We start from the raw sequence: 13,587 nt of genomic DNA, 5'->3' as shown, positions 1-13,587 counted from the left end.
GCTTGTGGGCGTCCGCAACACTCGCGAACCATTGCAATTCAAACGGAAGCGACGATGCGCCTGACCCTAGGTCTGACAGGCATGGATCCGGCCACGGAGTCCGCCCTGCAGGCGGCCTTCCAGGCCGCCAACGGTCGCCTCGGCGAACGCTGGCAGATGTTGCCGGACACCCAGGCCGACTATGTCATCGTCGACATGGACAGCATGTACGGTCCGATGAGCTGGCTGCGGCTGCATGCCGCCGGCAAGAGCGTGATCGCCCTGACCGCTTCCCAGCGCAGCCAGACCGACTTCCGCCTGGCCAATCCGTTCGACGCCAACAGCGTCGGTGCCCTGCTGCGCGAGATCGGCATGCAGGCCGGCGTTTCGTTCGACGAAGCCCCGGCCGCAGCCGCGCCGCCTGCCGCAGTGGCCGCTCCGGCGCCCGTGGCTGCGCCTGCGCCGGCACCGGTGGCTGCGCCGACCCCGGTACCCGCTCCTGCCCCCAGCGTCGCCGCAGTGGCGCCTCAGGCCGCTCCGGCTGCCGTCGCCGCAGCGCCTGTCGCCGCGCCTGCTCCCGCAGCCGCCGCACAGCCGGCCAGGTCGGGCGCGGACACCCTGCTCGACTGGCTCGACAACGACCGCCTGAAGGGTCGCATGCGCGTTCGCGGCGACGAGGTCGTGCTGATCGACATGGAGCAGCGCGTCTACCACGGCCCGTCGGCGCTGAAACCGCTGTCGGCCCTGTTCGAGGGCAAGCTCTCCACGGCGGACTTCATTTCCGTCGATGCCGCCACCTGGGACACCGAAAGCGCGCGCCTGGGCGCGGCGATGCCGCTGGTACGACTGGTGTGGTTCGGCAACCTGCTCGCCGGCAAGGGCGCCCTGGCGCCCGAGCATGATCCGCAGCGCCGCTACCAGATGGTCAAGTGGCCGCAGACCGAGCGCGACTACCCCAAGCACTTCCGCATCGCCACGGTCATGATGAAGGGCCCGGCCCTGATCCCGGAGATCGCCGATGCCAGCGGCGTGTCGGTGGCCGAAGTCGCCGACTTCATCAATGCCAACCTGGCCACCGGTTTCGCCGAAGTCGAGCGCGAGCCGGAGCCGCTGGAAGCCGGCAAGTCCGGCAGCGGCCTGTTCGGCCGCCTGCGCGGCCGCTGACGGCCCCGTCACGACGAAAACTGAATGCTGCGCCTTGCCCGCCCCCGACTGGGGCGGGACAATGGCGAACTTGCCGTCTGATAACGTCGTGATGATTGACCCGCAGCGCTATCCCCGTCTTTCCCGGATCGAAGTCCCCGCCGATCTGCGCCAGTTCCCGGAAGAGGAGCTGCCGGCCATCGCCGAGGAGCTTCGCGCGTACCTGATCGAACAGGTCGCCCTGGTCGGCGGACACTTCGGCGCCGGCCTGGGCGTGATCGAACTCACCGTCGCCTTGCACTGGCTCTTCGAGACGCCGGTGGATCGCCTGGTGTGGGACGTCGGCCACCAGACCTACCCGCACAAGATCCTCACCGGTCGCCGCGACATCATCCACACCGTCAAGCAGAAGGACGGCGTGGCGCCGTTCCCGAAGCGCGAGGAGAGCGAGTACGACACCTTCGGCGTCGGCCACAGCTCGACCAGCATCTCGGCCGCGCTGGGCATGGCGATCGCGCTGCAGCAGATGGGCGACGAGCGCAAGGTCGTGGCGGTGATCGGCGACGGCGCGATGACGGCCGGCATGGCCTTCGAGGCGCTCAACCACGGCGGCGGCATGGACCCGGAGCCGAACCTGCTGGTGATCCTCAACGACAACCAGATGTCGATCTCCGAGAACGTCGGCGGTCTGACCCAGATGCTTGGCCGCCTCACCGGCAGCCGCACGCTCAACGCCATCCGCGAGGGCGGCAAGCGCCTGCTCGGCGACAAGAACAAGCCGGCGGCGAAGTTCGTCAAGCGCTGGGAAGAACACTGGAAGGGCATGTTCGTGCCGTCCACGCTGTTCGAGGAAATGGGCTTCCACTACACCGGCCCGATCGACGGCCACGACCTGCCCGCGCTGATGTCGGCGCTGAAGGTGCTCAAGACCCTCAAGGGTCCGCAGCTGCTCCACATCATCACCACCAAGGGCAAGGGCTACGAACTGGCCGAAGGCGACCAGATCGGTTACCACGCGGTCGGCCCGTTCGATCCGTCGACCGGCCTTGTCAGCAAGCCCGGCGCAAAGAAGCCGACCTATACCGATGTCTTCGGCGAGTGGCTTTGCGACATGGCCGCCGCCGAACCCAAGCTGCTCGGCATCACTCCGGCGATGCGCGAAGGCTCCGGCCTGGTGCGCTTCAGCAAGGAATACCCGCAGCGTTACTTCGACGTCGCCATCGCCGAGCAGCACGCGGTCACGCTCGCGGCCGGCATGGCCTGCGAAGGCGCCAAGCCGGTGGTGGCGATCTATTCGACGTTCCTGCAACGCGGTTACGACCAGCTGGTGCATGACGTCGCGATCCAGAACCTGGACGTGCTGTTCGCGCTCGATCGCGGCGGCGTGGTGGGACCGGACGGCGCAACGCATGCCGGCAACCTCGACCTGAGCTACCTGCGCTGCGTGCCGAACATGGTGGTGATGGCGCCGTCGGACGAGAACGAGTGCCGGCAGATGCTCAGCACCGGTTACCACTTCCACGGTCCGGCCGCGGTCCGCTATCCGCGCGGCACCGGCCCCGGCGTGGCCGTGCAGGCCAACCTGGACACGCTGCCGATCGGCAAGGCCGAGCTGCGTCGCCAAGGCTCGCGCATCGCCCTGCTCGCCTTCGGCGCGATCGTGCCGGCGGCGGAGAAGGCGGCAGAGGAACTCGGCCTGACCGTGGTCAACATGCGCTTCGTCAAACCGCTCGATCGCGCGCTGATTCTTGAGCTTGCACGCAGCCACGAAGGCTTCGTGACGCTCGAGGACAACGTCGTCGCCGGCGGTGCCGGTTCCGGCGTCGCCGAACTGCTGGCCGCCGAAGGCATCGCAATGCCGATCCTGCACCTGGGCCTGCCGGACGAATACCAGCACCACGCCAGTCGCGAACAGCTGCTGGCCGAAGCCGGGCTGGACGTTGCCGGCATCCGCGCTGCCGTGCTCAAGCGCTGGCCGTTGCTGCTCAAGCCGCAGCCGCAGAGCGCTTCGCTCTGAACCCCACTGCCCCGGTTCGCACCGGGGCTGTCGAGCAAGCGCTGGCGTAACGGCCTACGGTGCTGCTGTGGCGGCAGCGGGCTCCCCGGGCTCCTCGACGGAATAGCCGCGCGCGCGCAACTGCGCGGCGTAACCATCGGGCTTGAGCAACTCGCGCATCGGCAACACCGCCAGGCTCACGCGGTTGTTTTTCAGCGCCAGCTCGGCGGCGTCCAGCCAGCGCTCACGCACCTGCGATTCGATGTCGCCGGTGCGCTTGCGCAGCACGGCCGCCTGCGACACCGCCTTGATGCAGGCTTCGTTCTGGTCGGTGTAAGGCAAAGCCTTCAGGGTCGCGATGTCACCGACCGCCCAGGCGTTGGCGCGCTCGCGCATCATCTGCAGATCCGACTCGAGCCGCTGCATCGTCTTGCCGAAGCAATCGACGTCGTCGAGTTTCGACTCGCGGAACTCCTGCAATGCAACCTTCGGATCCTCGATGACGATGGTGACCCGCGTGGTCGTCAACGGCACCTTGTGGCGACGTGCCATCTTCTCGACCACCGGCGAAATCATGCCGTACTGCTTGAGGTCGTTGTCGTCCATCGCTTCATCGTAAAGTTCCAGCGCCGCCATCATCGGCCGCCATTGCTCCACACCCTCGTCGCGCCCCATGTACTTGCGCTTGAGCACCAGCCAGCGCGCGTACATGTCGGCCGGCACCACCTGTTGCAGGGTCTGGCCGTCGGGATTCTTGCGCGCGCTCAGCGCCTTGGGCGCGAGCAACAGGCGCTGGAAGATGCCGAGCTTTCCATCGATGCTCACGCTCGGCGCCTGGATCACTTCCTGCGCCTGGGCGATCACGTTCTCGACATCGCGCGACTCCCACTCCATGCGCTTGGGCAGGGGCGACAGCGTTCCGAGCACGTAGAGCGTGTGATCGTCGCGTGTGATCTTCCACATGCCGGGGCCGGGCTGCACTCCGCTGACGACGAGCGTGTCCATGTCGCGGATCGGGGGTAGCGGCGCCTGTGCCGCTGCCGGCACTGCGGCGAAGGCGATCGACAATCCGAGCATTGCGGGGGCAAGGCCAGTTCGCATTTCCACTCCTTGTGGGGGACTCGATTCCGGGAAATGGACCACGGCTGGCCGGGCGAGTTCAGCCCCAGCGTGCCCGCAACCCGGAGGCCAATCAAACCTCCACCCGTTCATTCCCGCGAAGGCGGAACCAGGGGCAGGACCGCCATCGGCCGTATCGTCCCGCTCACGCAGAGTGAACGAACGGGCGCGCATCTTCCACGCCTCGGGGGTACCGTCACATCGATCAGGGAAGCCGGATTACATAGGGAAGCGGCCGGCCGCGAGGCCGTCTGGACGGTGCTGCTACCGGGAAGGCAGTTCCGCGATCGTCCAATGTCATTTGAGGAGGTCACCGTGGTCAAGAGTGTCATGAGCGTTCTCACCCTGGCATGCCTGCTTCCAATCACGGCCCAGGCAGCCCCCGGCTCGCGCCAGATTGGCGTCAACGTGCTGCTCAATACCGCCCCTTCACCGGCGATCCTCGCGCAGCTTGGCGCCCACGGCAGCGTGCGCAAGGTGCTGACCGAGATCGATGCGGTCACCCTCAAGACTACCGAAAGCCAACTGGCGGCGATTCGCGCGCTTGATTTCGTGTTGTCCGCAAACCCGGATGCCGAACGCAAGGGCGCACCGGTGGATACGGTCAGTGCCACCAGTTTCGTCACCGGCTTGAGCACCTGGGACCAGGACGCAGTCGACGTCACCAACCTCGGACAAGGCCGCACCATTGCGCAGGACGGCAACGGTGTTTATGTCGCCGTGCTCGACACGGGCCTGCTCGACACGTGGCGCCAGTACTTCCCGCAAGAACGCATTGCCGCCCAGTTCGCCAAGGCCTTCAACGGCGGTGGCGGTGAACAAGGCGGCATCTCCGAACCTCCCAACAAATGGGAACACGACCAGAACTCCCACGGCACGCACGTGACCAGCACCATCCTGGGTTACAGCCTCAACGGGGTGCCCATCAACGGCACGGCGCCGCTGGCGACCGTGATCCCGGTAAAGGTGTTGAACCAGAACGGATCGGGGTGGTCGTCGGTGGTCGCCGCCGGCATCGTGTACGTGGCCGACCTCAAGGCCAGCGGCGCATTGGGCAACGCACCCGTGGTAATCAACATGAGCCTGGGCGGCTCGGAGCTGGATGCACTCGAGAAGGCCGCCATCGACTTCGCGATCGACGAGGGCGTGATCATCGTCGCTTCGGGCGGCAATGAGGGCGAGTCCGGCATGGGATTTCCCGGCGCCTATGCACCGGTGATCTCGGTGGCCGCATCGGGCTGGAACGGGCAATGGAAGCCTGGCGCTGACGGCAATCCCGGCAACTGGTGGAATGCCGACAACGTGCCCGACCCGACGTCGGTTTCCGATTTCCACATCGCGGACTTCTCCAGCCGCGAACTGGCCGGCCAGGACCTGGACGTGGTCGCCCCGGGCTCGTGGGTCGTCGGTCCGTACCAGACGCAGAGCGGCAAGACGTCGTACTTCTATCTCAGTGGCACGTCGATGGCCTCGCCGCATGTCGCGGGCATAGCGGCGCTGATGCTGCAGAAGAACCCGACCCTGCTACAGGCCGACGTCGAGGACATCCTGGAAACAGCCGCACTTCCGATGCCCGCCGGTTGCGCGCTGTTGACGCAGCCTTCTGGCCCACCGGCGCAGACCTGCTGGGGCGCTGACGCCACTGGCGAAGGGTTGATCACCGCGGCGAATGCGCTGTCGCTGACGCCCTGACGTGACGCAAGGCCGCCGGCCATGGCGGGCGGCCTTGTCGCATTCCTGCAGCCGCTCCTGGCGAAGGGACTGGGCCAGGGCCGCACACTTGCAGCCAACCTGGAGTCGACGTATGACTGGAAGGGAAGCCAGTGGACCGTGTCCATCAACCTGGGCTACAGCAAGGTCAGCAAGATCGGCAGCCAGCTGGTGAGCTATCAGGGCGGAATCCGCTACTACGCGCAAGCGCCGGACAATGGCGCCGACTGGGGCTCCGATTCACCTTCACCTTGCTCTATCCCAAGTAGTAGCTGCCCATGCGCGAAAGCACGGCGGCCACTTCACTGCTCCCATCCAGCATTTCGAACCCTTCCCAGACGAATCCTGGCGATACCGTGCATGCCACGAGCGCGTACTCACCCAGCGGACGCGCCGCCTGCCAGCGCCCGCCCGGGACGACATGCATCTGCGCGCCCTGCCCGCTGCGATCGAGGAGCGTGGTCGTAAGCGCAGCGGTGGCCGGGTCGAACTCCAGCAGCTCCAGCGCATCGCCCTCCTGCCAATGCCAGCACTCGTCCGCATCGATCCGGTGCCATTGGCTGACCTGCCCGCGGGCAAGCAGGAAGCGGATGGCGGTCAGTGCCGGCCGCGATGTTCCGGCCGCTTCCACGCTCGTATCCGATGCATACACGCGGCGGAAGTAGCCACCTTCCGGATGCGGAGCGAGTTGCAGTTCGCTGATCAGGTGTTCTGCGCGGGGATGCATGTGCCGCCGTGAGTATTTGTTATGGCCAAGTGTTCCCGGTTCGGCGATTTCCTCACGCTGGAATTTCGCCAGCCCCACTATGCTTGCCATGCCGATCCGGTGACGAAGAGTAGATCAGGATCATCTAGCTCAGATCATCGATCTCCCGTACGAGCCGAATCGGTCGACGTTGGCATGCTCCAAGCATGCCATTCGCCGGAGGGTCGCGAGCCTCCCTGTGAGGCGCGCGGCCCTTTTTTGTTGGGCGCGGCACGGCCAGCAAAGTTGCGGCCGGCTGGCGGCTCGCCTAGTCTCGCCCCGGGGCGCCCACCTTCGTGGGCGGATCGCGATCCATGACGAACACCGAGTCGAACAACGCGTTGTGCGCCATCGCGTACGTCAGTACCGCCACGCGCCCGCTTCAGCCTGCCGAAATCGACGGGCTGCTGCTCGACGCACGCGGGTTCAATGCGATGTCCGGAGTTACCGGGGCGCTGTTCTTCAATGGCGAGCAGTTCTTCCAGTACTTCGAAGGACTGCCAGATAGCGTCCACGCCGTGTATGAGCGAATCCACCAGGCGCGCTGCCACACCGACATCCGCGAACTCATGAACGCGCCTGTCGCCAACCGCCAGTTCGACGCCTGGCACATGGGATTTTGCAACGCGACGGCATCCACGCTGCAGGAACTGGCACAGGCGCGCTGGGAAGAATCGATTCCGGTGACCCGTACTTCCTTCAAGCGAAACGATGGCGTTGCATTGCTGATGCATTACTGGAGCAAGTGGCAAGCCGAGAATCCGGTCGCCCCGGCCTGAGCCAAGGAGAACGCAATGCGCCCCCTTCGTTATTCCATCAACATCACGCTGGATGGCTGCTGCGATCATCGTGCAGGCATGGCCGACGAAGAACTGCATCGGCACCACGCCCGCAATCTCGCACAAGCCGATGCCCTCCTCTTCGGCCGGGTGACTTACCAGATGATGGAAGACGCGTGGCGGGAGCCGGCGGAGACAGGCGTCGTGCCCGATTGGGCGGAGCCCTGGGTGATGCCTTTCGTACATACGATCCACGCAGCCAGGAAATACGTGGTCTCTGCCACCCTCGACCATGTCGACTGGAATGCCGAGCTCTTGCGCGGAGACTTGCGGGAATCCGTGCAACGGCTCAAGCAGGAGCCGGGCAAGGGAATTTTTGTAGGCGGTGTGACGTTGCCGTTCGCCCTGGCGGAGATGGGCCTGATCGATGAGTACGAGTTCGTCGTGCAACCCAGGATCGCGGGCCATGGGCCGACGCTGTTCGCCGGGCTGTCGAAGTATGTCGACCTGAAGCTGGTGGGCAGGCACGAGCTCGGCTCGGGCGCGCTGGCGCTGCGGTACGTGCCGAAAGGTTAGCGATCCGGCTTGCGGTGACGCGTTCACTCCACGCCACACAATGACTTGATGCAATGGTCGGGACGGCCGGATTTGAACCGACGACCCTCTGCCCCCCAGGCATGTGCCGTGTCGGCCCGATCTGACTGATTCAAAAGGCCTTCTAGCCCGCCGAGTCCCCTTCAAAGATGCCGAGTGCGATCATTTCAAATCAAACACTTGCAAGCCGATAGGGTGATCGGCGAATGTCCGCTTTCGACCCGAAGCGGTCATTGGCCAGGTCATTCAACCAAACCCGCTGGGTTCGGACCCACGGGTCCGTCTATTAGGTAGCTAGGCCCATGAGATCGTCTGCATTTCTACTCGCAAGCATCTTGGCCTCGTGCTCCGCGTTGGCTCAAGTGACGGACAATCTAGCCACACCGGCTAGCTTGCTCCGTAATGTGGACACAACCGATGGCGTTAGTCGCGCAGAGGCGAATGACATCGCTGGGGCGTATTTCTTGCGGCATGTTGGTTGCGGCAGCTACTCCGGAGTTTCCGAACTGCCAGACTCTTGGGTGGTGGAGGGCTCGTTCGGCTACGCGGGAAAACCGATTATCGGCTTCTTCATCAGCAAGAGAACTGGCGCCATCACATCACCCGTGGGCCCAAGTTATGCCCATCCCGGTGACATGCTGGGGCCTAATAATTCATTGAAGCCGAAGCCGCTTCGCGGCTCGGCTTAACTCAGGCATTGGATGTCCGCTTATGGCCGTTAGCGGTCATTGGGCAGGGCGGGGCGATCTGGGTGGTGCTAATGTCCGCAACCGACTCTTAGCGGTCAGTTCGCAATTGGCGATTGAGCCCCGAGCGCTGGGCTGGTTCATACACGCAGGCGCGCTGATAGCATTGCCCAACGTCAACCGCCAACGCGAGTCGCTGTTGTCCTACATGTCCCCTCAGGCTCCGCTGGCACCGGGTAGCGCGAGCGAAGTGTTCCGCGTCTTCCTGCGTCTGGGGCTGACATCGTTCGGCGGTCCGATCGCGCATCTGGCCTATTTTCGCGAGGAGTTCGTCTGTCGGCGCGGTTGGCTGGACGATACCCACTTCGCGCAGTTGCTGTCCGTCTGCCAGTTCCTGCCGGGCCCAGCCAGCAGTCAGATGGGTTTTGCGATCGGCCTGTTCCGGGGCGGCTGGCCTGGCGCGCTGGCAGCCTTCATTGCATTCACCGTGCCGTCGGCACTGCTGATGTTCGGCTTCGCTGCGTTAGCGCCGTACCTCGGGCAGGGCGTTGGTGCGGCCGCCGTCCATGGCCTGAAGCTGGTCGCGGTTGTCGTGGTCGCGCACGGCCTGCTTGGCATGGTGCGGCAACTGGCACCGGATGCACCACGTGCCCTGATCGCTGCGGGGGCAGTCACCTTGATCGTTTTGACCGGCAACGCCTGGGCGCAACTAATCGCGATTGCACTTGGCGGGATGCTTGGGACGTGGCTGTGCCGGCATGTGATCGCACCGGCAACTGCGGCCTTTCCGGTGCGCTACGGCCATCGCGGTGGAGCCGCGTTTCTGACCGTTTTCCTGGTCGGCTTGGCTGGCTCGTTGATGTGGCCATCCACGAATGTACCCACGGCCGGAGGACTGTCGGCCGCGTTCTACAAAGCCGGGGCACTGGTGTTCGGCGGTGGCCACGTCGTGCTTCCACTGCTGCAGCAGGCGGTAGTCGATACTGGCTGGGTGGGCCCAGATAGATTCCTTGCTGGCTACGGTGCGGCACAGGCGATGCCCGGGCCGATGTTCTCCTTGGCAGCTTTCCTTGGCGCTGAAGTGCCCTTGGGCCTGCCGGCTGCGGCGGGCGCGACGATCGCTTTGCTAGCCGTGTTTCTGCCAGGCATCCTGTTGCTGTTGGCGGTGCTGCCGCTGTGGGAGCGCTTGGCGCGGCGACCTTGGGCCGCCAGCACAATGGCAGGCATCAACGCCGCAGTCGTAGGACTGCTAATTGCGGCGTTCTACGACCCAGTCTTGACTGAAGGCGTGCACGGCTCGGCCGACTTTGTCATTGCCATGATTGGGTTTGCGCTGCTGGCATCCATGCGGGTTTCTGCGTTGGGGATCGTGCTCTGGTGTGTAACCGCGTCCCTCGCGGCGAGCCTCCTCGGATAGTTCTCCGTCGAAGCATCTCGAAACGCGTGGGCATAACGGCGCCCGATTGCGACCACTGTTGTTAGCGGTCACAGCGGATCGGGTTCACAGTGATTTCACGCCGTCCTGATAAGTCTGCATGGCGCTTGAACAGAAGGTTCAGCGAGTAGGGCTGTCGCCGCTTGCACAGCTTCCGGGATCCATCGGTATTCCGGCCGGTCTACGAGACCTCTGTGCGCCAAGGAAACGGAGAATCGCATGAAGTCTGCTCTCCCCCGTCTGAAGGTCCGTAGTCTCGTCATCACCATCGGTGCGCTGCTGCTGTCGGCGCCCGCATTCGCCCAGGAGTCGTTGCCGTTTTCTCCCACTCCCTCCGGCAGTAAGGCCGGCCCAACCATCGCCGAGTCGACCTACAGTCCGTTGCCAGCTAAGCCGCACCTACCGGCCAACGCTCCCAATGTCGTGGTGATCATGCTCGACGACGTCGGGCCGGCACTTGCGGGCACGTTCGGCGGGCCGATAAACACACCGACATTGACTCGCCTGTCGAAACAGGGCGTGTCCTACAACCGATTCCACAACGCTGCGATGTGTTCGCCCACGCGCGCAGCCCTGCTGACCGGGCGCAACCATCATCGGGTCGGTAACGGCCAGATCGCGGAGTTGGCCAACGACTGGGATGGCTACACCGGCCGCATACCGCGCACGTCGGCCACGGCAGCGAAGGTGCTCGGCTACTACGGTTATGCCACCGCAGCATTCGGCAAGTGGCACAACACACCCGCCAACGAAACGACGGCGGTTGGCCCCTACACCGACTGGCCCGCCGGCGAAGGCATTGGCTTCGACTACTTCTATGGCTTTCTCGCTGGCGAGTCGTCCCAGTGGGAACCGGCGGTGGTCGAGAACACCGTGCGCATCGACCCGTCACACGGCAAAGAGGGCTACCACTTCACCCAAGACATGACCGACAAGGCGGTGTCGTGGATGAAGCAGGTGCACGCCCTGACACCGGATCGGCCGTTCTTCATGTATTGGGCACCCGGCGCTGCGCACGGCCCCCACCACATCTCTAACGACTGGGCCAACCGCTACAAGGGCAAGTTCGACAACGGCTGGGATCAGATGCGCGAGGACGTATTTGCCCAGCAAAAGAAGCTCGGCTGGATCCCGAAGGACACTGAACTTACACAGCGTCCCGACTCACTCGCGGCATGGTCTGACATCCCCGAGGACGAGAAACCCTTCCAGCGGCGGTTGATGGAAGTTTTCGCCGGATACACCGAGCACGCCGATGTACAAGCCGGCCGCCTCATCGACGCACTGGAGGAAATGGGAATTCGCGACAACACGCTCATCTTCTATGTTTGGGGCGACAACGGATCCAGCGCGGAAGGCCAGAACGGAACGATCAGCGAACTGTTGGCGCAGAACGGCATTCGCACCGAGATCAAGGACCACATCCGCGCGATGAACGAGCTGGGCGGGCTGGACGTCCTCGGATCGCCCAAGGCCGACAACATGTACCACGCGGGCTGGGCGTGGGCGGGATCTACGCCGCATCGATCAACCAAGCTGGTGGCTGCGCACTTCGGCGGGACGCGCACGCCGCTGGTGGTCTCCTGGCCGGACAAGATCAAGCCGGATAAGAAACCGCGTACGCAGTTCCACCATGTCAACGATATCGTTCCGACGATCTACGACGTGCTGGACATCACGCCGCCGAAGCTGGTCGACGGCATCACGCAGGACCCGCTCGACGGCGTGAGCCTGGCCTATACGTTCAACTCAGAGAAGGCTCCGGGGCGCAAGAAGAGCCAGTACTTCGAGATCATGGGCAGTCGGGCGTTCTACCAGGACGACTGGATCGCGTCGGTCTTTGGCCCACGCATTCCGTGGAAGCCGGGCGTGGACCCGGCGATTTTCAAATGGTCGCCGGACCAGGACACTTGGGAGTTGCACGACCTGCGCACGGACTATTCGCAGGCCAAAGACGTTGCGGCCCAACACCCGGAGAAGCTGCAGGCGCTGAAGGCAGGATTCGGCGCGGATGCCCAGGCGAACAAGGTCTGGCCGGTGGGTGGCGGATTGTGGTCGGTGGTGTTCCATCCTGAAGATGCCCCGTCCAATCCGGCGACCGAGTTCAACTTCACCCAGGCCGTGGTCGGTGTTCCCGAATTCACCGCGCCCAAGGTCGGCGCCCGTAGCAACCTGGTCACCATCGAGACCGAACTCAAGCCAGACTCGCAGGGTGTGCTCTACGCGTTAGGGGCGTTCTCTGGCGGCGTAGCCCTGTGGGTGGATCAGGGAAAGTTGACGTACGAGTACAACCTCTTCGAAATCGAGCGCACGCAGCTCGCGTCTTCTGCACCGCTGCCCACGGGCAAGGTCAAGATCGAGGTCGAAACGCGCAAGGCCGGAACCGACCACGGCGGACCGCTCGATGTGGTCGTTCGCATCGATGGGAAGGAAGTTGCCAAGGGCACGGTTCCGCGTTCTGCACCACTGACTTTCACCGCCAACGATGCATTCGACGTGGGCCGAGACAGCTATTCGCCAGTGTCACTTGCGTACTTCGATCGCAAGCCGTTCGAGTTTAACGGGAAGATCGGTAGCCTCAACGTCAGGTATCTGAAATGAGCGAGATTCTGGTCCGGGCGAACCGTGAAGAGAACCAGGTGATGAGCTGGGTTTCCCGAGTCTCGGCGATCACCGCCGGTGCGCTTTGCATGATGGGCGCCTCCTTCTCCTCCCATGCGGCCGAGGGCGATGACTGGGAATGGATGATTGCACCTTACCTCTGGGCGCCAAGCATCAGCACAGATCTGCGCACGAACGAACCCCCTGCGGAAACCGACACATCGTTCTCGGACATCATCGACAAGATTGACGGCGCCTTCCTGATCCATGCCGAAGGACAGGGTGAGCAGTTCGGCATGTTCGCCGACTACATATTCCTTGGGCTCGAGGACGATAAGGACTTCACCCGTATCAGGACCCAGTCCGACCTCGACACGCAATTGTTCGAACTGGCCGCCGTGTGGAGTCCTGGCGCTGGGCGTTATAGTGGGCTCGACGTCTTCGGTGGTCTGCGCTATGTCGATGTAGACCTTCAGGTGAGGTTCGACCCGGTGAACCCCGTGTTCGCGCCGTCGGAGCGGAACTTCGACAAGGCGTACAGCGATTTCATGCTCGGCGCGCGCTACACGTGGATAACACCTGGTACGTCGACGAGCACGCTTGGCTAGCTGAGGGCGACGAGCTCGTCAGGCGCGTCCTCGACGAGGCCAGCTGAAGGCAATCTAGAGGACCAAGCCGTCGATCAAGTCGCGGCCGACGCGAATTCCAAAGGCGACGGCCTCTTCCGAGGTAGCGGCACAAACTTCTGCTCCCCGCGAAATCGATCCCCCCTCAGGTAGCTCGATGCGGATATCTAACAG

The 13,587-nt window shown here is 64.2% G+C and carries 10 protein-coding genes; 8 read left to right on the top strand and 2 right to left on the bottom strand.

Annotation, left to right across the window (positions count from 1 at the left end; genetic code table 11):
- Positions 1–54: 54 nt before the first annotated feature.
- Both AC3A3Q_RS12090 and dxs read left to right on the top strand, forming a co-directional pair.
- Positions 55–1,143, top strand: coding sequence for a hypothetical protein (locus AC3A3Q_RS12090; RefSeq protein WP_487586485.1), 1,089 nt, complete (start codon positions 55–57; stop codon positions 1,141–1,143).
- 91 nt (positions 1,144–1,234) lie between these two features.
- Positions 1,235–3,139 (top strand): 1-deoxy-D-xylulose-5-phosphate synthase, encoded by a 1,905-nt coding sequence (gene dxs / locus AC3A3Q_RS12085; RefSeq protein ID WP_487586484.1) that lies wholly within the window; start codon positions 1,235–1,237, stop codon positions 3,137–3,139.
- A gap of 54 nt (positions 3,140–3,193) precedes the next feature.
- Here the strand turns inward: dxs and AC3A3Q_RS12080 are convergent, their stop codons facing one another.
- The gene (locus tag AC3A3Q_RS12080; protein ID WP_487586483.1) at positions 3,194–4,219 is read right to left on the bottom strand and encodes a TraB/GumN family protein; all 1,026 of its coding nucleotides are present in this window, start codon (positions 4,217–4,219) and stop codon (positions 3,194–3,196) included.
- A 348-nt stretch (positions 4,220–4,567) separates the two neighbouring features.
- Here AC3A3Q_RS12080 and AC3A3Q_RS12075 point away from each other — a divergent pair, with 348 nt between their 5' ends.
- On the top strand, positions 4,568–5,929 hold the full coding sequence (locus tag AC3A3Q_RS12075) for a S8 family peptidase (RefSeq protein ID WP_487586482.1): 1,362 nt from the start codon (positions 4,568–4,570) through the stop codon (positions 5,927–5,929).
- Positions 5,930–6,203: 274 nt separating this feature from the next.
- On the opposite strand, the gene AC3A3Q_RS12070 is transcribed toward AC3A3Q_RS12075, so the two are convergent.
- Positions 6,204–6,674 (bottom strand): cupin domain-containing protein, encoded by a 471-nt coding sequence (locus AC3A3Q_RS12070; RefSeq protein ID WP_487586481.1) that lies wholly within the window; start codon positions 6,672–6,674, stop codon positions 6,204–6,206.
- Between the two features lie 332 nt (positions 6,675–7,006).
- Between AC3A3Q_RS12070 and AC3A3Q_RS12065 the strand changes: the two genes are divergently transcribed.
- The 5 genes from AC3A3Q_RS12065 (at position 7,007) to AC3A3Q_RS12045 (ending at position 13,395) form a co-directional block, all read left to right on the top strand.
- A complete protein-coding gene (locus AC3A3Q_RS12065) occupies positions 7,007–7,471 on the top strand; it encodes a BLUF domain-containing protein (protein ID WP_487586480.1) in 465 nt (154 codons plus the stop codon).
- Positions 7,472–7,486: 15 nt separating this feature from the next.
- Complete coding sequence (locus tag AC3A3Q_RS12060; protein ID WP_487586479.1) at positions 7,487–8,047, top strand: dihydrofolate reductase family protein; 561 nt, start codon at positions 7,487–7,489, stop codon at positions 8,045–8,047.
- Between the two features lie 870 nt (positions 8,048–8,917).
- Positions 8,918–10,168, top strand: a complete 1,251-nt coding sequence (gene chrA, locus AC3A3Q_RS12055; protein WP_487586478.1) for a chromate efflux transporter — start codon at positions 8,918–8,920, stop codon at positions 10,166–10,168.
- Between the two features lie 237 nt (positions 10,169–10,405).
- A complete protein-coding gene (locus AC3A3Q_RS12050; RefSeq protein WP_487586477.1) occupies positions 10,406–12,787 on the top strand; it encodes an arylsulfatase in 2,382 nt (793 codons plus the stop codon).
- On the top strand, positions 12,784–13,395 hold the full coding sequence (locus AC3A3Q_RS12045; protein WP_487586476.1) for a hypothetical protein: 612 nt from the start codon (positions 12,784–12,786) through the stop codon (positions 13,393–13,395). The genes AC3A3Q_RS12050 and AC3A3Q_RS12045 overlap by 4 nt, the downstream gene beginning before the upstream one ends.
- Positions 13,396–13,587 lie beyond the last annotated feature (192 nt).

The organism is Lysobacter sp. Soil_C_59 (assembly GCF_057656415.1).
This window is presented reverse-complemented; position numbering and strand designations above follow the sequence as displayed.